Source organism: Nostoc sp. FACHB-133, assembly GCF_014698055.1.
In the GTDB taxonomy this organism is placed as follows: Bacteria; Cyanobacteriota; Cyanobacteriia; order Cyanobacteriales; family Nostocaceae; genus Nostoc.
Genome location: NZ_JACJSH010000051.1, coordinates 26,543 through 51,737, shown reverse-complemented (window position 1 = coordinate 51,737; position 25,195 = coordinate 26,543). Strand labels below are relative to the sequence as shown.

At 39.1% G+C, this 25,195-nt stretch carries 20 protein-coding genes and 1 pseudogene; 13 read left to right on the top strand and 8 right to left on the bottom strand.

Going from position 1 to position 25,195, the window contains the following annotated elements:
• Positions 1-98 precede the first annotated feature (98 nt).
• The 7 genes and pseudogenes from H6G86_RS29115 to H6G86_RS29085 form a co-directional block, all read left to right on the top strand.
• A pseudogene (locus H6G86_RS29115) lies at positions 99-203 on the top strand (sugar transferase); the annotation flags it as partial.
• A gap of 470 nt (positions 204-673) precedes the next feature.
• Positions 674-2,107, top strand: coding sequence for an oligosaccharide flippase family protein (locus H6G86_RS29110; RefSeq protein WP_190937213.1), 1,434 nt, complete (start codon positions 674-676; stop codon positions 2,105-2,107).
• A gap of 66 nt (positions 2,108-2,173) precedes the next feature.
• The gene (locus H6G86_RS29105) at positions 2,174-3,271 is read left to right on the top strand and encodes a glycosyltransferase family 4 protein (RefSeq protein WP_190937212.1); all 1,098 of its coding nucleotides are present in this window, start codon (positions 2,174-2,176) and stop codon (positions 3,269-3,271) included.
• A gap of 148 nt (positions 3,272-3,419) precedes the next feature.
• Positions 3,420-4,655: an O-antigen ligase family protein gene (locus H6G86_RS29100; RefSeq protein WP_190937211.1), complete on the top strand. Its 1,236-nt coding sequence runs from the start codon at positions 3,420-3,422 to the stop codon at positions 4,653-4,655.
• Between the two features lie 378 nt (positions 4,656-5,033).
• Positions 5,034-6,080: a glycosyltransferase family 4 protein gene (locus H6G86_RS29095; RefSeq protein WP_242065022.1), complete on the top strand. Its 1,047-nt coding sequence runs from the start codon at positions 5,034-5,036 to the stop codon at positions 6,078-6,080.
• A gap of 161 nt (positions 6,081-6,241) precedes the next feature.
• Positions 6,242-7,435: a glycosyltransferase family 4 protein gene (locus tag H6G86_RS29090; RefSeq protein WP_190937209.1), complete on the top strand. Its 1,194-nt coding sequence runs from the start codon at positions 6,242-6,244 to the stop codon at positions 7,433-7,435.
• Positions 7,436-7,594: 159 nt separating this feature from the next.
• Positions 7,595-9,841: a GumC family protein gene (locus tag H6G86_RS29085; protein WP_190937208.1), complete on the top strand. Its 2,247-nt coding sequence runs from the start codon at positions 7,595-7,597 to the stop codon at positions 9,839-9,841.
• Positions 9,842-10,132: 291 nt separating this feature from the next.
• On the opposite strand, the gene H6G86_RS29080 is transcribed toward H6G86_RS29085, so the two are convergent.
• The 5 genes from H6G86_RS29080 to fabI all read right to left on the bottom strand — a co-directional run bounded on the left by H6G86_RS29080 (position 10,133) and on the right by fabI (position 17,156).
• Positions 10,133-11,557 (bottom strand): right-handed parallel beta-helix repeat-containing protein, encoded by a 1,425-nt coding sequence (locus H6G86_RS29080; RefSeq protein ID WP_242065021.1) that lies wholly within the window; start codon positions 11,555-11,557, stop codon positions 10,133-10,135.
• Positions 11,558-12,515: 958 nt separating this feature from the next.
• Positions 12,516-13,985 (bottom strand): polysaccharide biosynthesis/export family protein, encoded by a 1,470-nt coding sequence (locus tag H6G86_RS29075; RefSeq protein ID WP_179073256.1) that lies wholly within the window; start codon positions 13,983-13,985, stop codon positions 12,516-12,518.
• A 536-nt stretch (positions 13,986-14,521) separates the two neighbouring features.
• Entirely contained in the window at positions 14,522-15,505 is a 984-nt protein-coding gene (locus tag H6G86_RS29070; protein WP_190937207.1) for an ABC transporter ATP-binding protein, read from the bottom strand.
• Between the two features lie 140 nt (positions 15,506-15,645).
• On the bottom strand, positions 15,646-16,281 hold the full coding sequence (hisB, locus tag H6G86_RS29065) for an imidazoleglycerol-phosphate dehydratase HisB (RefSeq protein WP_114080425.1): 636 nt from the start codon (positions 16,279-16,281) through the stop codon (positions 15,646-15,648).
• 98 nt (positions 16,282-16,379) lie between these two features.
• Positions 16,380-17,156, bottom strand: a complete 777-nt coding sequence (gene fabI / locus H6G86_RS29060; protein ID WP_190937206.1) for an enoyl-ACP reductase FabI — start codon at positions 17,154-17,156, stop codon at positions 16,380-16,382.
• Between the two features lie 379 nt (positions 17,157-17,535).
• Here fabI and ntcA point away from each other — a divergent pair, with 379 nt between their 5' ends.
• The 3 genes from ntcA to H6G86_RS29045 all read left to right on the top strand — a co-directional run bounded on the left by ntcA (position 17,536) and on the right by H6G86_RS29045 (position 20,437).
• Positions 17,536-18,207 (top strand): global nitrogen regulator NtcA, encoded by a 672-nt coding sequence (gene ntcA / locus H6G86_RS29055; RefSeq protein ID WP_010998529.1) that lies wholly within the window; start codon positions 17,536-17,538, stop codon positions 18,205-18,207.
• A 168-nt stretch (positions 18,208-18,375) separates the two neighbouring features.
• Positions 18,376-19,866, top strand: coding sequence for a DUF3084 family protein (locus H6G86_RS29050; protein ID WP_190937205.1), 1,491 nt, complete (start codon positions 18,376-18,378; stop codon positions 19,864-19,866).
• Between the two features lie 115 nt (positions 19,867-19,981).
• Positions 19,982-20,437, top strand: a complete 456-nt coding sequence (locus H6G86_RS29045) for a RuvC family protein (RefSeq protein WP_190937204.1) — start codon at positions 19,982-19,984, stop codon at positions 20,435-20,437.
• A 69-nt stretch (positions 20,438-20,506) separates the two neighbouring features.
• On the opposite strand, the gene H6G86_RS29040 is transcribed toward H6G86_RS29045, so the two are convergent.
• Together H6G86_RS29040 and H6G86_RS38250 are read right to left on the bottom strand one after the other, a co-directional pair.
• Positions 20,507-20,776, bottom strand: a complete 270-nt coding sequence (locus H6G86_RS29040; RefSeq protein ID WP_372726526.1) for a DUF3146 family protein — start codon at positions 20,774-20,776, stop codon at positions 20,507-20,509.
• A gap of 305 nt (positions 20,777-21,081) precedes the next feature.
• Complete coding sequence (locus H6G86_RS38250) at positions 21,082-21,843, bottom strand: hypothetical protein (RefSeq protein ID WP_199338465.1); 762 nt, start codon at positions 21,841-21,843, stop codon at positions 21,082-21,084.
• 159 nt (positions 21,844-22,002) lie between these two features.
• On the opposite strand from H6G86_RS38250, the gene H6G86_RS29030 reads away from it, so the two are divergent.
• From H6G86_RS29030 to H6G86_RS29020, 3 genes are all read left to right on the top strand, one after another.
• Positions 22,003-22,869, top strand: a complete 867-nt coding sequence (locus H6G86_RS29030) for an aldo/keto reductase (protein WP_190937203.1) — start codon at positions 22,003-22,005, stop codon at positions 22,867-22,869.
• A 389-nt stretch (positions 22,870-23,258) separates the two neighbouring features.
• Positions 23,259-23,804: a photosystem II reaction center PsbP gene (gene psbP / locus H6G86_RS29025; protein ID WP_114080420.1), complete on the top strand. Its 546-nt coding sequence runs from the start codon at positions 23,259-23,261 to the stop codon at positions 23,802-23,804.
• 103 nt (positions 23,805-23,907) lie between these two features.
• Positions 23,908-24,501 carry a Maf family protein gene (locus H6G86_RS29020; RefSeq protein WP_190937202.1) on the top strand — a complete coding sequence of 198 codons (594 nt, stop codon included), beginning with the start codon at positions 23,908-23,910 and terminating at the stop codon, positions 24,499-24,501.
• Positions 24,502-24,523: 22 nt separating this feature from the next.
• On the opposite strand, the gene dhaL is transcribed toward H6G86_RS29020, so the two are convergent.
• A complete protein-coding gene (gene dhaL, locus H6G86_RS29015; protein ID WP_190937201.1) occupies positions 24,524-25,171 on the bottom strand; it encodes a dihydroxyacetone kinase subunit DhaL in 648 nt (215 codons plus the stop codon).
• Positions 25,172-25,195: the final 24 nt, after the last annotated feature.

Here is a 25,195-nt window from a genome sequence, read left to right as displayed (position 1 = left end):
ATACCCTTAAACGGCTGCCCATATACCTGTTACCGTGGTAGATACATTATGTGTATTTACTTATCTTTACACAATTTGGTTTTTTCACCCTGTCCTACTTAAATCTTGATCTGAACTACATTGAAAATTGGTCTCTTGGGTTGGATTTTGAAATTTTACTCAAAACAGTTATGGTTGTTTTGAAAAAAGAAGGTGCTTACTAAGCTTTAAATTTGCTCGACTTTCTCAATTTTTCTTGAAGGCATCAATATTCATCGTTAAACCTTATTGATCCGGCAGTTTTATTTTAATCAAATTCAACGATAAGCATTAACATGGGAAAATTTTTTGCTACCAAACTAGGTTTTTTGCCGGATCAAGAAAACCTGGTTACTAATTTTGGATAAGGTTGAGCTAAGGTCAAACAAAAAAACAAAATTAGAAAAGACAGTAAGAACTATAATGGTTACGTTTTGATATGATTATTGCAATTTACAGTGCAATTTATTGCGGATTAAAGTGAGCTTTTTCTAATTTTGTAAAAGTAAATGTCTGACAGTACAAATATTTATGCGTGGAATCGAGTATAAAAACTTCTGAAGATATATCCATACATATCCAAAAAGATAAATTTATGAAATACATGAGTATTTAGTGATTTAAAACGAATTAAGCTGAATTAATAATTTTAAGAATGGCAGAAAAGTACAAATTTATAAGTAATTCCTTATCAATGATAGTCAATCGGTTAGCACAAAGCATTACGGCCTTTGTATTAACCGCTGCTATAGCTCGAACTTTAGGAGCTGAGGCTTTAGGGCAGTATTTACTAGCCTATAGCTACTATTTTATCTTTGTGGGCATTGCTTCACAGGGGCTAAAGACATTGTTCACTAGAGAACTAGCACGTGAGCCAGAAAAAACACCAGTTTACTTAATGAGTGGTACCTGGTTGCAGTTAATATTTAGTTTCTTCAGTTATGGGGCATTAGTGATTGTAGTCTTTTTACTTCCCTATAGTTCCACAACCTCTACTCTTTGCTACATAATGGGTTTAACGATCATTCCCTTTGCACTTTCCAACATAACGGAGGCAGTTTTTCAAGCTCAAGAGAAGATGCATCTTATTGCCATAGCTACAGTTCCAGTGTATGCAATACGCCTAATAATAATGATTTGGGCGATGCAACTAAAATACGGAATTGGATATTTGGGAGCGATCCTATTTCTTTCAGAAACACTAATTCTAATAATTGAATGGATTTTTATCAGCCGATTAGTCAAAATCCAATGGCAGATTGATGGAAAATTTGTAATTAATACAATTAAAAGTGCGCGTACATTTTTTGCTATTGAAGCAATATCTGTAGTCACTGGACGAATTCAAATTTTGATTCTTTCATTGTTAGGAAATGAGTTTTTAGTAGGTCTATTTGGTGGAATAGCACAATTACTACAACCCTTTTCGATTATTGCTAACAGTATGATTTTAGCAATGTTTCCAAGATTTTCAAAGGCAGTAGACCAAGGAAGGGAAAAACAGAAGCAGACCGCAGAAACTATTATTGAAATCCTACTAATTATGGCATTGCCCTTATTTTTGGGATTGTTATTTTTTGGCAAAGATTTACTAATTTTTGTCTATGATTCTAGCTTTGCTCAGGCAAATCTAGCCCTTCGCCTAAGTGCTATATCACTGGTTTTTTTGCCCTTCATCCGCTCACTTTCATATCTACTGGTAGCCAATGGTTTTGAGATAGTTAACCTACGTGAAGTGGTCATTACTACTATATTCGGAAGCTTGGGAGGGGTGGTATTAGTTTCCCGATATCAGTTGCTAGGTGCAGCTTTAATGGTATTGTTAATGACGACTCTGGGTTTTAGCCAGTATATTTATTTCACATATACTCGCTTGTTTTCATTAAATTTATGGCGAATTATGCGCCGACCATTGATAATAAGTGTTTTAATGTTACCCATATTTATATTATTGCAAAAAATTAACTTAGACTTTGTATTCACTTTACTTATTGCAACTTGTACCTATGGTTTATTTGTGAGTTATTTAGGTATTCGTGCGTTTGGCGGGTTTCGTTTTTTATGGATGAAACTTTTAAGAGAACATTAATTGTTCAATCTAAAATTCTACAGACAAACAATCCGAAGTTTTATAAGTAAGAATATAATTTAAATTATGATTAAAGTTGCCCTATTACATTTTGGCTTTGAAGACTACACCATTGAATTAGCAAATAGTCTGGCTAAATATGTTGATTTAACGTTAATTCACCCGAAAAAGCTCTCAGATGTATGCGGTGATGCGTTTGATCCCAATATCCGTGTCATTAGCTTTAACAAACCACGGATTCGCGACCCGCGTAATGTGTTGTCTATGAACGCTATGATGCGTATTATCAAAGATATACAGCCAGATGTTTTACATGTGCAAGAAACTAACGATCCTTGGTATGATTGGACGTTGTTACTCAACAGAATGCCACCACTAGTAACAACCATCCACGATGTATTCCGTCACCCAGGAGATAAGGTGGCTGTATTTGGTTCAGAGTATACTCGGCGTATTGCCTTCTATCGTTCCCAACAATTAATTGTCCATACTGATCAACTAAAAAAGATTCTAATTGAACAATTTAATTTACCTGAAGGGCGAGTCAATGTCATACCACATGGTGAACTTGGCAGTCTGTATCAGCGCCGGGGCGATCGCAATAATCAACCTCGCGATCCAAATACATTGCTATTTTTTGGACGCATCTGGCCCTATAAAGGATTGAAATATTTGCTTGAGGCTATGCCCTTAATTGCTGAACGTGTACCTCAAGTGAAGCTGATTATTGCTGGCAAAGGAGAAAACATTAACCAGTATTTCCCTAACGGTTATGATGAGAACCGCTACGAGATTATCAATAGACTAATCTCTCTTGAAGAAGTAGGTAATCTATTTCAACGTAGCACACTAACAGTTCTACCATACATTGAAGCCTCTCAAAGTGGTGTAGCAGCTTTATCTTATGGAATGGGAACGCTGGTTGTAGCTTCTGATATAGGGGGATTGAGTGAGATAGTTCAGCATAAAAAGGATGGTTTATTAGTTCCACCACGTGATGCTCAAGCCCTATCTGATGCCATCGTTTGTTTGTTAAGCGATCGCGACTTACAACAAAAAATGCAAACTGCGGCACTAGCTCGTTGCCAGCAAGATCTAAATTGGTCAAATATTGCTGCTCAAACCGTGGAAGTTTATCAAAAAACCATGAAAATTATACATTAGTAAAAATATACTGATTTAATCGGCATTTAACAAACATAATAATGACTCATCTCAGAAACAAAGTATTTGCCCAACTAAACTGAAACTAGCAACTACTAATCTCTAACTTGCTTAATATATTTTCTCTATGCATACATAATTATAAAAAATGAGGAAATTTTTAATTTCTGCTGAACAAATATTTACATTTACTTCCTTGATGCTATATTCAGGAACCCCGCTAGATGGTTTTTTGACTGATGGCTTTACTGTAAAAGAAGGAGATAGAATTATATTTCGATTACTTTATACTCTTACATATATAGTCAGCCTTTCATTGATTGCTCTACGTTGGAAGAAAGTTACTTATGCTTTTAGCAAAGATAAGTTTATTTGGTTGCTGATTGGAGTTTCTGCACTTTCTATTTTTTGGTCTTTAGATCCAGACATTACCGTGCGTCGCGTCATTGGTCTGTCAGGAACAACTATCTTTGGACTTTATTTAGCTTCACGCTACACCTTAAAACAGCAGCTAAAGCTATGTGCATATATGCTTGCCGCCTCAATAGTAATGTGTTTATTATTTGTTATATTTTTACCACAAATTGGGATCGATCCTACATTTAATAGTTGGAGAGGAATATTCCCAACCAAAAATGTTCTGGGCAAGAGATTTGTACTTAGTGCAGCAATATTTTTATTCCTTGCCATTACTGGTAAAAAAAATAGTTGGGTTTTATGGCTTGGCTATATTACTTCTGGAGTACTTATATTATTATCCCAATCAGCAACATCACTATTGAATTTTATAATTATCACAGTAGCTTTTATTGTGTATTATCGAATTTTACATTTAGAATACAAAGTATTTATACCTATATTAACGTTAATATCAACATTTGGTATAGCTTTTTATTACTGGTTAATCTCAGAAGGTGATTCGATTTTAGGCTTAGTAGGTAAAGACGCAACACTCACCGGACGCGCAGAATTATGGCCTGTTGTATTGGAGATGATTGGAAAAAAACCATGGTTAGGATATGGCTATGGAGCATTCTGGGAGCAGAGTAGTGAATCTTCTATTGTTTTACAAACGGTACAATGGGACGCTCCTAATGCTCATAATGGGTTTCTGGATCTTTGGCTATCATTGGGTTTATTAGGATTCTTGGTTTTTATAATTGGGTTCATTATTAATTTATTTAAAGCGATATATTTAATCAGGCGGAATCAAACATCCGAAAGTATATGGCTCTTAGTTTATCTTACATTTATGATTCTTTCAAATCTAACTGAAAGTACATTGCTAGTTCAAAATAGTATGGAATGGGTACTTTATGTAGCAGCGATATTATCAAGTCAACTTTACTACCCACGCGAATCTCTAAAACTAGAATCAATATAAAATAAATACTTATTGTACAGTATAGAATTGTAGAGAATTAAATATAAATTTCTTGATTAATAAATTTTAACTCAAACAAAATATTTTTGTAAGTTTTGCAAAAATTATGTACAGATAGAGTTGAATTCATAAAGCTGCAAACAAAGATATTTTTACCTCAAATTAACCAAAAAATAATCGTATTTTTATTTACAATATTTTAGGCTTAGATACTCTACTTACAGATGTACTAATATGTTGAAGTAAGTTACGCATCTATTTTACTCAGAGAAAATCAAACAATAAACTGTGATTATTTCGGTGATATATTAATCAAAGATATACCAACTTATTTTAAAAGTACAGCCTATGTCCCGAACTAATACTCTCAAGATTATCATGTTAGGTCCTAGTTTACTCCAGCAGGGTGGCATTTCTGGTTATGAGAAGCTTTTTTTAGAATATGCTCCTTCTGAAATTCAGATATATCATATTATCACTCATGAGGACGGATCTATAGCACTGAAAACAATGGTGTTTTTGAAAGCTATATGGAAATTTATATGGATATTAAGAGCAGAAGAAGTTGATATTGTTCAACTTGAAATTTCACAACGTGGTAGTGTTTTGCGGCAAGCAATTATGACACTTTTAGCTTGGCTATTTAACAAACCGATAGTTCTACACGCTCATGGTAGTCAATTTCATCTTTTCTATGCTGGACTTGCTAACTGGATACAGAAATTGCTAAGTTGGATATTTTGTAAGTGTAAACGCTTAATTGTATTATCGGAAAGTTGGAAAAGTTTCTATATAGAAAATCTTGGTCTGAAACCTGAACAAGTTGTAGTTTTTTACAATCCAGTAAAATTTCCTCTTGAAGTTCCACACCGTTCAGTTTCTGCAAAAGTGAACTTACTTTTTTTAGGACGAATTGGTCAACGGAAAGGAGCATTTGATTTGATCAAAGCTTTTTCTTTGTTGCCTACTGAATATAAAACCAGATCAAGTCTGATTATGGCAGGTGATGGAGACATAGAAGAGGCACGCAATTTAATTACGACTTTAAATCTACAAAACTATATACAATTGCCTGGCTGGATAGGGTCAGATGAACGTGATATTCTTTTAAGTAAGGCAGATGTTTTTGTGTTGCCCTCTTATAACGAAGGTCTCCCACTAGCAATGCTAGAAGCAATGGCTTGGGAATTACCAGTCATAGTTACACCAGTAGGAGGCATACCTGAGATAGTTACTCAATCTGAAAATGGATTAATTGTTAATCCAGGAAGTATTGAGCAGCTATCAGATGCTATTAGGTCTTTGATTGAAAATGAGGATTTGAGGCTCTCTCTAGGATCTAAAGCGAGAAAAAGTGTTTTTCATCTTGATATCAAAAATCACTGGATTTCTTTTCTTGATTTATATCGTTCAGTGTTAAGTTGAAATGATAAATCTAGCAACTGCGAAACAGAAAACTATAAAAATGCAGACCTGCAGTTTATTCAGCCCAGTTTCACCAGGTATGACTAAAATTTACCCAAAAAGGCAGATTTTAGAATTGACAAGTCAGCGTTTGACTAAACTGATTAAGAGTTGAGATTATTATGGCATTACCCAAAAAAGTACTAATTATAGTTGAAAATCTGCCAGTTCCCTTTGATCGGCGGGTATGGATGGAAGCAACTACTTTGCAAAAAGCTGGGTATGAAGTTAGCGTAATTTCACCAACAGGTAATGGGTTTGAGAAATCTTACGAGATTATTGAGAAAATTCACATTTACCGTCATCCTCTACCACCAGAAGAAAGTTCTGTTCTCGGTTATCTTCGAGAGTATAGTTGGGCGATTAATTGGCAATTCCGTCTAGCTCAACGGGTATGGCGAGAGCGGGGTTTTGATGTTATCCATATTTGTAATCCGCCGGATTTACTTTTTTTAGTAGCAGTATGGTTTAAATTATTTCATCGCATCTGGGTTATCTTTGATCATCATGACCTCAGTCCGGAGATGTATGAAGCTAAGTATCAACGGCGGGATATTTTTTATCATGGATTATACTGGGCTGAACGCTTGACTTATGCCACAGCAGACATAGTAATTTCAACGAACGAGTCGCACCGAGAGGTAGCTCTTACCCGTGGGCATAAGAAACCGGAGAAGGTCTTTGTAGTTCGTAGTGCGCCTGACCTTTCCCGTTTTCACCGAATGCCCCCAAATCCGAATTATCGTAGAGGTAAGAAGCACTTGATAGGATATATGGGTGTCATGGGTGAACCAGAGGGAATTGATTATCTTTTGAGAATAGCATATTATATTACCCAGACAAAAAATCGCCAAGATATTCACTTTATGTTGATTGGTAGTGGACCAGCGGCCGAAAAACTTAAAGTTTTATCCAAAGAGTTAGGAGTGAGTGAGTTTGTAGAATTTACAGGGTTTAAGCAAGGGGAGGAACTTTTAGAACGGCTTTCCAGTTGTGACGTTTGTGTAGAACCCTCCCCAACATCTGCTTATAACGAAAACTGCACCATGAATAAAATCCTCGAATACATGGCGATGGGAAAAGCAATTGTCCAGTTTGATTTGCGAGAGGGAAGACGTTCTGCACAGGAAGCATCTCTTTATGCCAAGCCTAATGATGAGGTTGAATTTGCTGAGAAAATTCTAGAGCTTCTAGATTCTCCTGAACTAAGAGAAAAGATAGGAGCTGAGGGACGACTGAGAATGGAGAAGATTCTTGAATGGCAATATCAAGCTCCGAAATTGTTAGAGGCTTATGATAAGATTTGGCAAAGCTAGTTGGCATTATTGTGCGACAATGGGAACTAAATTTATAACTTAGATAGTCTATACTATTGTAATATTGTCAAATCGCATCATTGTTGTCAATTGCAGTGGTTTGTGCATTCTCTAAGTCTTTTTTAGTTTCTTACTTAATATCTGTATTTGGGAAGATTTATGTCAGAAAAATCTACGGAATCTAGAGAATCTATTGATTTAGACCTCAGTCGTTACCTATTCATATTGAAACGATGGTGGCTACCTGCTACTGCAATATTTACAGCTACAGTTATTCTCAGTGCTATAGCTACACAATTTATGAAGCCATCCTATGAAGCCGAAGGAAAACTATTATTTAGAATTCCTTCTTTTAAAGTAGTAGGAGCTAGTCTTTTGCCTAGTAATACAGAAGGAGGAGATGCAGGGGATTTAAAATCGCTGCTAGCAACTCAAAATCCTATAAACACTCAGATAGAAGTTATTTCTTCCCCTGCTTTATTGCAGAAGACAATAGATAAGCTACAACTGAAAGACAAAGAAGGTAAACCTTTAGAAGTAGAACAGCTGCGGAAATCTTTGACCCTGAAAATTGTTAGTGCAACAGATGTATTGCGAATTAGCTATACCAGCCCTGACCCCGAGCAATCAGCAGCAGTGGTCAACACAATTATGAGTCTTTATTTAGATAATGATATTCTGACAAATCGCTCTGAAGCGGCAGCAACTCGTCAATTTATTGCCAAGCAGCTTCCTAAAACTCAAGAAGTTGTTAATAATACAGAGGTAGCACTACGTATATTTAAACAGAAGTATCAGATAGCAGATCTGTCAGAGGAGACAAAGTCAGCTGTTGCAACTATTGGAAATCTAGACAATGAGATGAATACTGTTAAGGCTCAGCTGGATGAGGTAAACGCCCAAACCAATGAACTGCGCCAGAAAGTAGAGCTAAATTCTCAGGAGGCGATCGCTGTGAGTGCCATCAGTCAGTCACCGGCTGTGCAGGGAGTTCTTACACAACTTCAAGAAACTGATCGACAGCTAGCAATTGAGCGTAGCCGTTTCCTAGATGACAATCCTGTTATTGTTAACTTAGAAGCAAAGAAAGCTAGCTTAAAATCTCTCTTACAACAGCAAATTGGTCAGACTGTTGGCAATAAAACAGAAGTTTCACAGAACCTATTACAGATTGGACAACTAAGACAAAATCTGATCCAAAATTTTCTGCAATCAGAAATACAGCGCATTGGTTTAGCTAAAAAACTCTCTTCTCTATATAACTCACGTTTAGCATACGAAAAGCGCGTTAAACTCATACCCCAACTAACACAAAATCAGAGGGAGTTAGAACGAAAAGTTGAAGTCGCAGAATCAACATATCAAACTCTATTGAAAAAGGTTCAAGAATTACAGTTAGTTGAGAATACAAATACAGCCAGCTCGCGGATTATTGCTCAGGCTATAGTGCCAGATAAGCCAGTAGAAAGCAAAAAAATTATTGTTTTAGTGCTAGGAGTAATGTTCGGTTTATTCTTGGCTACTACAGCAGTTCTTGTGCTAGGTATGAGAGATAGGTCTCTGAAAACCCTTCAAGAAATCAGAGGTATATTTAGATATACTTTGTTAGGAATTGTGCCTTTGTCTGTTAAAAAGATTCGCTCCCGTTATTCAAATGCAGAATCAATAAATCAAACAATTGCTGTCAGAGATACGCCTTACTCTTTAACTAGCGAAATGTACAGAATGATTCAAGCGAATCTGAAATTCCTGAGTTCAGATAAAGTGCTGAAAACTATTGTGGTAACTAGCGCAGTTCCTAAAGAAGGCAAGTCTACAGTTTCAGCTAATTTGGCAACAGCGATCGCTCAATTAGGACGTCAAGTTTTACTAATAGATGCAGATATGCGAGTTCCCTCTCAGCATCATCTGTGGGAAGTAAGTAATGCAGATGGCTTGAGTGAAGTTCTTATAGGTCAGACTGAATTTGATGTTGCTTTATGTAAAGTAATGGATAATCTTGATGTCTTAACTGCTGGCTCTAGACCTCCCAATCCACTTGCTTTGCTTGACTCAAAGCGGATGGCATCGCTAATTGAAAGTTTTTCATCTCAATATAAATATGATTTTGTAATTATTGATGCTCCTCCCTTGCTTTTGGCAGCCGATGCTTTGACTATAAGCCAAATGACCGATGGGATTTTGTTAGTCGCTCGACCTGGGGTAATTGATTCTAACAGTGCATCTGCCGCTCAAGAAATGCTAGAGAGATCAAGTCACAACGTATTAGGTTTAGTTGTGAATGGTATCATTGATAAAAATGAATCTAGTAGTTATTTCAACCATGTTAAACAATACTTTACTCATCAAGATTTGGCAAAAGAGACAAAGCTAAAAAAACGTATTCCAGACAAAACCTCTGTATAAATTAATTTAAATAAATTAGGATTTTGTCTTACCAGTTAATTTAATACTATAACTGGTAAGTAATAGTACAGTATTAATTACACAATAACTTGGCTGAAATTCTTGCCTAGTAAAACATCAATAATTAATTCTGTTGGGACACTTGTATCATATCTGTTTAATTATTTAGCCAAAAAACAATAAGCCTACTTTCACAGGTAGGCTTATTATTTTGTATAACTCTAGACTTCAACCTGACAGAACTATGTGTTGTAGATTGTAGGGTGTAGATTTCAGGACACAATATTAGGGTTACTGATATTCGTGTGCCCCAATATCATATCCAGCACCGACAGGACGAGGTTTACCAAAATAATCATTTTTCAAATTATTCCACTTAAAACCATTGTTGATGGCCCGACTAGTTCCCTTTATTCTAAAGTCACCACCTGAGGGATTTACAAATTGTGGATCTGCCATAATATCGTTAGGTCCCACAGAAACTGCACGAGAACCATTGTTGTTGTAGAGGTTGTAGTTAAAAGTAGTGTTGGTACTTTTATTATTCGTACTTATTGTTTTGTTAGGCGCAGCATAAATGATGTTATTGATAACTTTGACATCACCTGAATAATTACTCATGATTTGCCCGTGAGTAATTTCCTTAGTCTGGTTATTCAGATAAACTGTGTTGTGGACAATATCTACATGGTCGCTTGAAAAGGTATGAATGCCCGTACCACCATTTTTATATGAGATATTGTTGGCAATCAAAGTACGTCCTTGATACCCATTATCTCGTGACTTATCAACAATAATACCATTACCGTCTTGGAACTTTCCATTGTAATACCAGGGAACAAACATTTGATTGTTGTAGACTTTGTTTCTAGTAACATACATCCTATAGTTCTGGTTATTATCATAATTCCAATTGTTGAGCAGTGAAATGCCACTAGCCCCGAATGGTGAATACCAGGCATTATTATATACCTCGTTATTGTCCACGGTTACATAGTCCGATTCAATAACTGAAATACCCGCACCGCCACAATCATGTACCTTGTTGTTGAGAATACGTATGTGGTGGGAACGACCATTTTTTCGTCCATCTATATTTATGCAGTTTCCACTCGTCAGTGGGTTGGATGTATTATACTTCTGACTCAGTGCATAACTCAGGGTTATATTGGTATTGTTCCCTGCAACCTCCAGACCATTTATCTCAATATATGAGGCTCTATTTTCAATGGAAATTCCATTCCATCCATTGTGCTGAATTTTTGGCTTATTTCCAGGATATGCCTTATAGGTAATCCATGAATTTGCCGTTCCAGAGCGTTTAATTACTAGTGCTGATCCGCTAGGGTAATTATTATTGTATACCCCATTCATGATCAGTACTGTACTGCCAGGGTTAGTTAGGTCTGCTGCTCTTTGAATTGTCCTAAAGGCAGATGACGGAGTGAGTCCGCTATTTTTGTCACTTCCGCTACCACTAACATAGTATGTTGTAGCAGTTGGAACTTGGCTGATCAGCTTGCGACTCGGAAGTGAAATGTTTTGATCGGTGGATAACTGACGAACGTCTTTAACTAAAGACTCTGTTATTCTCTGTCCTTGAACCAGACCTGTTAATGCCCACGGAAGTACAAGAGATGCACTTAAACTGAGAAAGCCTAAACCATGAATCATCATAGGGAAAAATAGGGTATATTGCAAAAACTGAATCGTCAACGGTCAGTAACTCTAGCCTTGGTCAGTAAGTCAGTATTGGATACGGTCGTGTAACTGCCATTTGTAAGTTTATAAACGGTTTATCAGGTTTACACCTGAGCATTTCCACGTAAATATCGCTGAAATGTTTTCTAGGCAGTGTTAAAAAAATGGCAGCCATCTGGTAAAAGTACTGAAAAAATTCTCAGTATGCAGAGTCATCCCATTAATGGACACAAACCAACCGTACAAATGACATCATTTCTAATTGGACATCATTCTACTGTGTATACGCGGTATCTGTAGTTAAGATAGTATATCTGTCATTAAACAGTTATTTTACTTAAATAATTCTTATGATAATGATAATTAAAATGAGGAGAAAAGTCTTACAGGGAGTGGATTATATAATCTTTACCTTCTAAAGTATTCTCATTATCATAAGAAATCAGAGTAACTAAAACAAAGTTTTAAAAGGTATATCAATGGCAAATTCAGAAATTTTCAATGGCAAATTCAGAAATTTCAGTGATAGCTTTCGGTTCACGGAATTTAAAGCTCAGTAATAAGGATTAGACTTTTATAAAAATTAGTATAAAATATAAATAATTTAAGAAGCGATCACAAAAGGCAAGACATTTCTTTACCCTAGTATTGTCTTATCCTGCGGTCAAATAAGAGTATCTGGGAAGGGTTGAGGAGAGGTGTATTTCATTTACTGGCAACCCCTGTAATTTAACTAATACTTACGCATAAGAGATACTCGCTTTTTTTAAGAGGGATCGAGCTTTCTAGTTTTGAGTGCGTAAGTTCAGTTAATGAAAGAGGTGGTTATTGTGGAGGACAGGTCAAGAGAGATGAATATTGCTCTCCCAATGGAATACACCAAGAACAATCAATCTCTTTGACTATATAGATATTGTAATTTTGGGGACGGAGAAGTTTAACCAACGCCCCCAATTCACATCTGTATATTGGACTAGAGTCCGAACAAGTTCAGAAGATTAAAGATAACACCGAGAGGGCCAGTGATAGTGTTTATGGTATCGCCAGTCTTAGCGGAACCCGATCGGTTGACTACAACAACATCATTATTGCGGAGTATGGGATTAGTTTGCTCATTAATGCCAGCAGAAAAATCCACTTTTACTATGCGTTTAGTGACAGAACCGTTAGGGTTGAGGCGAATCAAATCAACAGCACTGCTACTAGCTCTGGCATCATTAAATCCGCCAGCTGCCAGTATAGCTTGATTTAAAGAGCTATTCGGCTGAACGTCTGTTAACCCTGGTTTTTTAACTTCACCTACCACACCAACTTGAATGCGTGTAGGAGACAAAGTAGTGGTAGCTAGTTGAGTAGCTTCTGCGGGATTAATCTCAGTTGCCGTCGGAATAACAATTGTATCTCCGTCTTGCACGATGATGTCTTGACTAGCGTCGCCACTCTGCAATAGTTGCCAAAGGTTAATATCTATAGCTTGTTCTGAGCCAGTTCTTGTAAGTCGACGTAGCCTGAGATTACGAACATCAGCTTGTGCTGTAATTCCTCCAGCTAGTTGAATAACCCGTGTCACGTTTGGTAGACCATTGGGATTAGCTGTGCCACTGTTAGTTGCTGCGCCCCCCTGAGCATCTGTGCTGGCTGGGGTGACAAGATACGAACCGGGACGATTAACTTCACCGATAATTGTTACCGTGCGAGGCGTGGTTTGGCTGGCAGCAAAGTTAGATGCAAATATATTACGAGATTCTGCCACGTTGAAGTTGGTTGCTGTTGGCACAACTATGGTGTCTCCATCGCGCAAGGTAATATCCTGTGATAATCTACCTGTTTGGATAAGTTCCTTCAAATTGACACTAACGGCTTGCTCTGAAGAACGTCCTATTTTACGCCTTAATTGAATTTGACTCACATCCGCAGCCAAGGTTACGCCCTGTGCTGTTGTCAATGCGGCTAACACAGTTGGGTATTGTACGCCTGGATTGTCTCCCGCGCCTCCGCTCAAGCTAAGAGTGTAAGCTCCTGGGCGTGTCACTTCTCCGGCAACGAAAACATTGATAGGACGAGGCGATAATAAATTGACTGAGATTAAGGGACGTTTGAGGAAGCGAGCATATCTTCTAGCAATTTCGTCAGCAGCCTGTTCAGTTGTTAGACCGAGGACTGACACACTGCCAATTAAAGGTAGGTTGATTGCTCCACCTGGGGGAACTTGGTATTCTCCTGTATATTCAGGTACTTCAAATACATTTACCCGGATGCGATCGCCGCCTCCTAATGAATAATTAGTATCTAATTGTGTTTGTGTGCTTGGTGTTTGTGTAGTTGGTGGTAATGGTTGTCCCTGAGCTAGACTCGCAAATGGCACAGCGACATTGACAGCACTTAACAAAGCCACACCCACAACTGGCTGAGTTAGGAATTTAAACAAACTTGTGTTAAGCATATTTACCTTAGATTCTGAAACTACGATTAATAAAGTACTGTCTAAACATTTTTATTTTGACTATACCTAAGTATTCAAGTTCCCCAACACTCTTATTTTCCCCGAAAAGTGTAATTTTCCGGAGGAAATTTGTTTATTGAATTTGAATTTTTAGTGAAGTTAATTTAAAGTTGAGCAAACTTGAATATGTGAATTCTCAAAAAATATGTGACTTACGGAGATAAACGCAGTTTATATAAAAAATTGTCTGTTATGTAAATAGGTACTTACGAATAACGCATTTCTACCAAAGTCAATTAAATGACACTTAAACTGTGATTCTAAATATTCTATTAGTAGTAATTTTTGCAAAAATTATGAACTCCATTATTGATTAACTACAAATAACCTTGAAAAAAGGTCGAAATTTAGTTTTTTGTGAGTTGGATTGAGCAAAGACAAACTCAAAAATGCGGAAATTTAAGATTATTCTGTAAAAAGATACCAGGTATATACGTTGCTCAAACAAATCTAAAATTGAGTATTTGACAACAAAATTAACTAACAGAGTTATTTTTTCTTTGAATTTGTTGAATAAAAAACTCTTCTAGGGAGTAACGCGACAAGTTCATGGCAATAATTTTACCTTCCATCAGACGAACACTAGCGAGGAAATCATAGTAATCGTCTTGTAGTGTACCTTGCCAGGAACCATCAGGTTCAAATCTAAGAGTGGGTATCCATTTTTTGAGAATTTCCCAGTCACCACCTTGACCTTTTACATAATATGTGTTGTCTACGCCTAAAAGTTCATTAAGGGAACCAGAGCAAATTAGTTCACCTTGAGCAAGGATGGCAATGCGATCGCAAATCTGCTCTACTTCACTAAGAACGTGGCTATTGAAAAAAATCGTCTTTCCAGCAGCTTTTAGTGCCAAGATGATTTCCCGCATTTGGTAACGTCCTACCGGATCAAGACCAGACATTGGTTCATCGAGAAAAACCAAATCTGGCTCGTTAATTAGCGCCTGTGCCATACCAACACGCTGTAGCATTCCTTTTGAGTAGCGGCGTAAAAGTTTTTTGCGAGCATCACCTTGGGATAAACCCACTAATTCCAGCAGTTGGGGAATGCGTTGGCGTTGGACACTTTGGGGAATTTGGAATAGTCCAGCAGCTAGCTGCAAAAATTCCCAGCCAGTGAGATAGTCATACAAATAGGGATTTTCTGGCAAATAGCCGATATGTTGCTTAACACTGCGATCGCCTATAGGTTTATCCAATAACAATCCCCGTCCAGAAGTGGGATGAATAATTCCCAGCAACAATTTTAAAAGGGTGGTTTTACCAGCACCGTTTGGCCCCAGCAACCCAAAGGTTTCGCCTTTGTAAACCTTTAAAGAACAGTTTTTGAGAGATACGACTTTTTGATTTAGCCAAAAACCAGTGCGATAGACTTTTCGCAACTCAGAAGTTAGGACTACTGGTGGAGTGTCTACCGTATTAAGTTGAGAATCAGGGTCATCTGCAACAGACTTCATCTTGGTTCAACCACTAATTATCAGCTTGGTATTAATTACAAGTTATCTAGTAGGCTGATAATAACCATCACCAAGCCGTGTGTCAATTATTGGGGATTGGAAACTAGAGAGGAAATAACTAATGCCCCATTTGACTACTTTCAGAGAACGCCTTTAGAACTGGGAATTAGACCAGCACGACGGGGGTCAATCTCCACTGCTAGCCGTGTTGCTCTTGCAAAGGCTTTAAATGTCGCCTCTATGATGTGATGGGAATTAATGCCATCCAGTTGCCGAATGTGGAGTGTCATTTGGCTATGGTTCACCAGTGCCACAAAGAATTCGCGCACGAGTTGGGTGTCATAGGTTCCTACGCGCTGGGTAGGAATTTGCAAGCCGTAGCTGAGGTGAGGCCGTCCAGAAAAGTCTAGCGCTACCTGAACTAAAGCTTCATCCAATGGCGCAAGAAAATTACCAAAACGGACAATACCTTTTCTGTCGCCTAGTGCTTGGTTGAAAGCTTGGCCTAAAGTAATACCTACATCTTCGTTGGTGTGATGGTCATCAATTTCCCAGTCTCCCTTGGCTTGGACATCTATATCAATCAGCCCGTGGGAGGCAATTTGATGCAACATGTGATCCAAAAACGGAATGCCTGTTGCTGCCGTGCAAGTTCCTCTACCATCAAGATTGATGGTAACTTGTACATCAGTTTCACCAGTAGTACGGTGAACAGTGGCAATCCGAGGGGTTTTAGTTGACTGGTCGTAGTTTGAATTAACTTTGCTAATTTGCATTGGGAATAGAGCATGGGGCATAGGGCTTGGGGCATAGGGAATGGACAAGAATTTTAATACTCAATGCCCAATGCCTAATGCCCTATGCCCAAATTATCTTATATTCCCATAATTTCATATCCTGCATCTACATATAGAACTTGTCCGGTAATACCACTGGACAAATCACTACATAAGAAAGCGGCAGTATTACCCACTTCTAGCTGAGTGACAGTACGGCGCAGGGGAGCTACTTCTTCGACATGATGGATCATATCCAAAATTCCACCAACTGCTGAAGATGCTAAGGTGCGGATGGGGCCTGCGGAGATGGCATTGACGCGGATATTTTGTGGCCCTAGTTCAGCAGCTAGGTAACGCACGCTCATTTCTAACCCTGCTTTAGCAACTCCCATAACGTTGTAGTTAGGAATTGCTCTGACACCGCCTAAATATGTCAGCGTGACGATACTACCTCCCTCAGTCATCAAAGGTTTCGCTGCACCACTTAACTGCACCAGCGAGTAAGTACTGATTTCTAAGGCAGTGTTGAAGCCAGAACGAGAGGTTTGGCTAAAGTCTCCACTTAAATCGTCTTTACTGGCAAAGGCCAGACAATGGATCAGAATGTCTAGCTTCCCCCATTGCTCACGAATTGTCTCAAAGGTAGATTGAATCTGTTCTTCATCTTGGACATTACAAGGAAGAAATAAGCTTGGGTTGAGGGGTTCTACCAACTCCGCAACTTTTTTCTCCATTTTGCCGCGTTCATCCGGCAGGTAGGTAATACCCAGGTTTGCTCCGGCTTTATGCAGCTGTTGGGCGATGCCCCAGGCGATCGAGCGGTTATTGGCAATACCTGTAACAAGAGCATTTTTTCCAGTCAGATTCAGCATAGAAATTGTTAATGCGATCGATCATTAGGAGCATACTAGAATCTGAGGCACGTTTGTCTTTGTTTTATACAGGATTTGCAAAAATGAATATTGAGAAGGGTGTTTGCTATGACAAAAATCTTGATTTTTCCTAAAGATTTTCTCAAGATATCTTTATTTGTTCTTTAAAAAACCCTTTTTAATACAGTTATTGGAACTACTTATCAACAATTAGTAGCTGAAAGGATCAACAATTATGTATCATTATAAACAAACAGTTATGAAGCGATTAGTTTGAGTATAGGAAAGTACAGAAAGGTTGACGGTGCTTTATTCATTTTTCGGGTGTATTCTTAGGTAATCAGTTTTTGTTTTTCCGGCATTGGGTAGGGGAAGGGAGATGATCGTGACACAAGATAAAGCCCTAGCAAATGTATTTCGTCAGATGGCGACCGGGGCGTTTCCGCCAGTTGTGGAAACGTTTGAACGCAATAAAACGATCTTTTTTCCTGGCGATCCTGCCGAACGAGTTTATTTTCTTTTGAAAGGTGCTGTTAAACTTTCTAGGGTGTACGAGGCAGGAGAGGAAATAACAGTAGCATTGCTTCGGGAAAATAGTGTTTTTGGTGTTTTGTCATTGCTGACAGGAAATAAGTCGGATAGGTTTTACCATGCGGTTGCATTTACACCTGTGGAATTACTGTCAGCCCCAATTGAACAAGTAGAGCAAGCACTCAAGGAAAATCCAGAATTATCAATGTTAATGCTGCGGGGTCTTTCTTCGCGCATTTTACAAACAGAGATGATGATTGAAACTCTCGCTCACCGAGATATGGGTTCTAGGTTGGTGAGTTTTTTGTTAATTCTTTGTCGGGATTTTGGCGTTCCTTGTGCAGATGGGATCACTATTGATCTGAAGTTATCTCATCAGGCGATCGCAGAAGCAATTGGTTCAACTCGTGTTACCGTTACTAGGCTACTAGGGGATTTGCGTGAGAAAAAGATGATTTCTATCCACAAAAAGAAGATTACTGTGCATAAACCTGTTACCTTAAGTAGGCAATTCACATAAAATCAATCGGAGAAAGGGGAATCGGCGCGTGTTCTATTTTGAAAGATGACACTAATAGCTAGAGGTAAATCTAAAATTGAATAATTTCAGCTATTGCCAACTTCCACTTCTCCGCAGACAATGCTTAAAAGTAGTAGGCTGTATCTGGAAGGATTTCGGTAGCTAAAGATGACCACCGGATACATCCTCATCGCAGCAATTTTAATCTTGGGAGGCGTAATTGCCACCGTGGGCGATCGCATCGGCACACGAGTTGGCAAAGCCCGCCTCTCACTTTTTAAGCTTCGTCCGAAAAATACTGCTGTAGTGGTAACTATTTTTACGGGCGGTTTGATTTCAGCATCAACATTAGGAATTTTATTCGCTGCCGATGAAGGTTTGCGAAAGGGAGTCTTTGAATTAGAAGATATTCAAACAGACCTCAGACAGAAGCGGGAACAGCTAAAAACCGCAGAAACTCAGAAAAGTCAGGTAGAAAGTGAGCTAAATCAAGCAAGAATTGCCCAAGCAAAAGCACAACAAGACTTACAGGCAATTAATCAGTCTTTACAGGCAGCAAATGCCAAACAACTCCAAACACAAGCTCAGTTGAACCGCACCATTAGTCAACAAGCTCAAACTCAAACTCAACTCCAACGTACTCAAGGTCAGTTAGGACAAGTTGTAACTCAGTACCAAAAAGCTATAGCTGAGTTGCAAAGCGTTTCCAATCAAAGAAAAGAGCTACAGGCGGCAGTTGAACTACTGAAGACAGAACGACAACGACTGTATGCTGAAGCGAAAAAAGCGATTGACGAAGCCAAAACAGCTATTGAAAAACGCGATCGCGAACTGGCTAACCGTCAAGAAGCCATAGAACAACGCGATAAAAAAATTGGCCAACTCGATCAATTGATTCAAAAGCGTAATGTAGAAGTTGCAGCACGAGAGGAAGTGATTGCCAAACGGGAATCCCGCCTGAAAGAATTGGAAGCGCAACAAGAGCAACTAGAACTAGAAGTTGCCAGGCTAGAAAAATATTATCAGTCTTACCGCGACCTGCGTTTGGGTAAGTTGGCCTTAGTTCGCGGTCAAGTTCTTTCTGCTGCTGTAATTCGTGTTACCCAACCTGCTGAGGCTCGTCGGGCAGTGGTACAACTTTTACAAGAAGCCAATCGCAACGCCAACCTCGAATTAAGTGAGCCTGGGGCAAATCCTGCCAATGTAGAGCTACTGCGCGTGACTCAGGATAGGATTGACCAATTGAGCAAGCAGATTAGCGATGGTCAAGAATATGTGGTGCGAATTTTCTCGGCTGGTAATTACGTCAGGGGAGAAAAGCAGATAGAGTTTTTCGCCGATACAGCCCGAAATCAATTGGTTTTTTCTGGAGGCGCAGTGCTAGCTACAACTAGTGCCGATTCCAAAGCTATGACATCCTATCAGTTACAGCAAAGGCTGGAAATACTAATTTCTGCTTCCCAATTTCGGGCTCGTAATGCCGGAATTGTCGAGGATGTGCAGGTAGAGGGGACTTTCTTGCGCTTTGTCGCCCAATTAAGACAGTATAATCAACCCTTGGAGATCAAAGCGATCGCAGCAGAGGACACTTATACAGCCGGGCCATTGAGAGTAAAATTAGTGGCAATAGTCAACGGAAAAATTATTTTTAGTACTTAAAACATTATTTGCACACTGTTATTAGTAAGATTTAAACATATTCAACAGCAGTCAAAATAGTTGCTGTGATTGCATTTATTGATTTCTAATTCTCAATTTTTATTTTTAATTTCTTATGACTTTACGCGAATTTTCACCAACGCAACCAGTCATATTGGGGTTTGATCCAGGTCGAGATAAGTGTGGGTTAGCGGTGATGGGACTGGATCGACAATTGTATTATCATCACGTTGCGTTAGCAAAAGAGGCGATCGCTACGATTGAAACACTGCGTCAAAAGTTTCCGATCTCCTTGATGGTGATGGGCGACCAAACTACAGCCAAGCAGTGGAGACAGAAATTGTATCAGGAATTGACAGAACCTCTGAGTATTATTTTAGTGGATGAGCGGTATACAACCTTAGAAGCACGCGATCGCTATTGGCAAATGTTCCCACCCAAAGGGCTAACAAAGCTATTGCCACAAGGTCTACGACAGCCTCCAAGACCGATAGATGACATTGTTGCCATTCTCTTAATCGAAAGATACTTAAACCGCCTCACAGAATCAACACTCAGCAGTCAAGAGTGAAGAATTACATCCTTAACTCCTAACTCCTGTACTGACGCAATTAATCGCGTCTCTCCTAACTCCTAACTTTTAAAGTTCCGCCCGAATAGTAAAAGCATAATCTCCTCCAGGCTCTAGCTGATAATCTTGTTGCTCCAAAAATCGACCAAGGGGTTCTTTGATTAAAGCGCGGCCTTGGGAAGGCTTGACGGCAAGTTCTCCCCGGCGAAAATGCCACTGGAAATGCCACTCAAATTCACCTGCACTCACTTCACCCTCAAGGAAGCCGTGTTGCCAAGATTGGCGGGTGATTCTGACATGGGCAATAGTTTCTGGCAGTCGTCTTTTAGCACTCACAATGCTTTATGTCAAGTGTAGAATAACAGCCAATCATGTAGGCTTCTTATTTTATGTACCAAACATAGTCTAAATAGACAAACTGACAAAGTGAGTATTTTTAGTTGAGTCAGAATGGTACTAATGGAGAATGCTGGATGTAAAATTTCAGTTGAAAGTGACTCAAACTTCTTTAATCTAAGCGTTTCGTGTCTATATAGCAAATCCTAAATCATTTTTGATAGACAATATCCCCAGCTTTCTAGATAAGTCAGCGATCTATGACTTCAGTCTATGGGCATAGTGGTAAGTAGTGGGGATAGTTTTTGTTAAAGTTTTAGAAATGAGAGTATCCTAGAAACTGTATATCTAACGCTTCTTTCATCAGTGTATTGTGGATTGATTGGGATTTCTTTGCAAGATTTCAGCACAATTACAGCCCGATAAAGCTTAGAGTATTTATATTGCTTTTCTTGAATGTCAAAACACAGAATATTTTCTAGTGGATATTCAATAACTTGATTGCCACGAAGACTTTTACGTTCGACAAAGACCTTATCAATACTTTTATAGAAGGTGCAGGTAGTTACAGGTGATGTTGCAAAAAAAGCAGCGATCGCCATGATAATTAATATAGACAAACTTAAGAAAAATAGATAATTTCTCTGATTCTGCTGTACCAATAGAGAAGTTTTACTAGAGTTTATAAAACCGTTGGTTTTCAAGGTAAATTCTTGATTTTGTTCATAGCTAAGATGGGATAAAAGAAGAAAATCTTTAAATGGAGTCACAATTATAACCTGATAGCTTTTCGACCCTTTGCTGCCAGTCTTTGTGAGAATGTATGCTTCACTGGGATCAAACATTCTGAGTTTCTCCATCTTTCCCAGCAAATTAAACCGTCTCAATTCACAATTAATTTTGCTTGACGAGAGGCGATCGCAATTGAGACTGATTGAAGCAGACTCAAAAAATAAGCAGTAAATCAAGAAGCTTAAACAGACAGTAAAAATGCACCACCCGATGACCCAATATCTGAGTGGTCGATGCTTTAGCTGCAATCTGGTACGGGTTTCCTCGACAATTTTCATCGGTGCTTGTGTATAGAATACTTAACCCCTGAGTAGAGTATTCCCTTAGTAGCCCACTCACTTATCACTAAATCTAAGTACTAGGGAGGATTTATGATAAATCGCTCAAAAAGCTTTGACTAGCTGGGATAATTGGGTCAGAAAGCTATAGCTAGAAGCATGGAAACCAAACAGCTAGGAAAAACTGGTGTATTTGTGAGTGCGATCGGTTTGGGTGGTATGCCCATGTCAATCTCTAATCGCCCTCCTGAATCGCAATCAATCGAAGTTATTCATCGGGCTTTGGATTTGGGTATTACATTTATTGACACTGCCGACTCTTATTGCAAAGATGAGTCAGAAAAACACCATAATGAGCGACTAATTCACAAGGCGCTTACTAGTTACAAAGGCGATGTTAGCCAAATAATTGTGGCAACTAAGGGCGGTTTGATGCGTCCCGATGGCAACTGGACAAGCAACGGCAACCCAGAACATTTACGCGAAACGATTCGAGTCAGTTTTGAGGCGTTAGGTGGTGCTAAACCCATCGATGTTTGGCAATACCATTCACCCGATAGTAAGTACACCATTGAAGAATCCCTTGCGCCAGTGAAAGAAGCTGTGGAGGCAGGTTTGATTAGGTTTGTGGGAGTTTCTAACTTTTCCGTTGAACAAATTAAGCGGGCGCAAGATGTAGTAGATATTGTCTCGGTGCAGAATCAATATAGCCCTTGGCAACGACAGCCAGAAAAGGACGGCGTGTTGAAGTATTGCGAACAGCAAGAATTGACATTTTTGCCTTGGAGTCCCTTTGGTGGTAAACGTCGCCATCAGGATTTGCAAGATATTCCTGCGATCGCTAACTTAGCTAAAGAAAAAGGCGTGTCAGTATATAGTATCGTTCTAGCGTGGTTACGCTCCAAATCGCCCGCTATTTTACCAATTCCTGGAGCTAGCAAGGTTTCTAGCATTGAAGACTCAGCACAAGCTATCAATGTGAAACTATCTGAAGAAGAAGTGCAAAAAATTGATCGCGCAACTTAATCATTTCACTAGCTAACTTAAGTAAGTGAGCGTAAATAATTATTGTTGGGATAAGGCAATAGACAACAGGCAATAGGCAATAGGTATAAGGATTTTAGCCTAGTTCATTTCTCTTTACATAGTTTGGTTTTATTGTGCCAACTTACTTAGATTTAGTAAAAGTTGTCAAAGATTTACGCTCACTTTTAGTTAGTTTAAGACAGCGTAATAACTTACTATTCGGGTATTTGATGAAATAAGGGATATGTAAAGAAACAGTCTTTCCAAAAACAGGCGATCGCTTAAGCAACCCCGAAACGCATCATCCGAAGCGTCCCGCTTGGTGGGAGAATAAAAACGATAAATGATGCAAGCCTGGTGTTGTCCCCAGCCCAAAGGAACTCGTATAAATGTGGAAAAGAATTGTATTAATTTTGCTATTGGTGTTGAGTTTCAGCCTGAGTAATTCTGATATAGCGGCTGCGGCTGGACTTAAAAGCTTTGTAGACACTAGTGATGGCTATCAGTTTTCATATCCTAACGGCTGGCTGCAAGTTAAAGTTGCCAACGGGCCAGATGTGGTTTTCCACGATTTGATTGAGGTGTCTGAAAACGTTTCGGTTGTGATTAGCCCAGTTCCAGAAGGCAAAACTTTATCAGAATTGGGAACCCCAACAGAAGTAGGATATAAGTTGGGAAAAGCTGCTCTTGCGCCTCCTGATTCTGGTCGTTCGGCTGAATTAGTCAATGCCGCAGAGCGAGAAGTAGACGGTAAAACGTACTACCTTTTAGAGTATGAGGTTAAACTTCCCAATAAACAGCAACGGCATAACATCGCCAGCGTCGCTGTTAGCCGTGGCAAACTTTTTACCCTCAACGCCTCAATTCCTGAAAAACGCTGGCAGAGAGTTAAAGGAATGATTGATGAGGTTGTAAATTCATTTACTGTCTATTAATTGGGAAATAGGGAATGGAGAATGGGGAATGGAGGATAGAGAAGAAATTTAATCACCAATGCCCCATGCCCCATACCCAATTAACAAGTTTTTTATAAATCTCATGAAAATTCCACCTTTTGTACTTGCCTCAGCTTCCCCGGCTCGTCGCCGCTTGCTGCAAACTGTTGGTATTGAACCGATAGTTCGAGCTAGTGACTTTGACGAGTCGCAAATCCAATTAAGTGAACCAGCAGAATTAGTCAAAACTCTTGCCCAATATAAGGCGGAAACTGTAGCTCCGCAGTTTGAATCAGCTTTGATTATGGGTTGTGATTCAGTTTTGTCGATGAATGGTGAAATTTACGGCAAACCAGCAGACACTTCTGAAGCGATCGCCCGTTGGCAGATAATGCAAGGTAGCTTTGGCGACTTGTATACAGGTCACGCTTTAATTGATCTGGAGCAAAACCGCACCATAGTCAAGTCTCAAGTTACAAGAGTTTACTTTGCTCAAATGAGCGATCGCGCAATTGTTGCTTATGTTGCCACAGGTGAACCACTCAAGTGTGCTGGAGCCTTTGCCATTGAAGGTTTTGGTAGTTTCTTTGTTGAAAAAATTGAAGGCTGTCACAGCAATGTAATAGGACTCAGTTTACCTCTGCTGCGGCAGATATTAGCGGAACTAGGATACGATGTCACCGATTTCTGGCAATAGTTATTGCGCCAATTGTTAATTTTCAATGGTCAGTTGTTTGGCCACTTTCCAACACCTCTAACAAACTTTTCAACATTAAATAAGCAGAAGTCCCTCCTGGATCTTGATGTCCGATACTTCTTTCGCCCAGATAGCTAGCCCGTCCCTTTTTCGCCTGCATAGGTATAGTTTCTTGTAACCCCTTTTGGGCTGTTGCTACAGCCTGTTGCATCGCTTCCAGCGTTCCCTTACTTTCTCCTACAGCTTGCCCAAAAGCGACTACAGCCGGAGATAGCACATCCACCATTGTTTTGTCTCCTAGTTGCGCTTTGCCACGTTGCAACACGCCGTCTAAGCCTGCTTGAAGTAGCCCTAACACATCTTGTTCTGTTAATTCTTGCTTATCTACTACTGCTGTACTAGCTCGTAAAAACCAGGTTCCATAAAGAGGGCCACTAGCACCGCCAATGGAAGAAATCAAGGTCATACTCACAGCTTTGAGAATGTTGCTGATGTCTTTGTCTGTAAGAGTTGGTAACTGAGTACTTACCTTTTTAAAGCCGCGATCCATATTTATACCGTGGTCAGCATCTCCGATCGCAGCATCTAATTCTGTCAAATATGCTTTATTCTGTTCTATCTCGGTTGCATAAGCCTGCAACCATTGTAATATCTGCGACTGAGTCACCATATTAAAATAATTCGTAATTCGTAA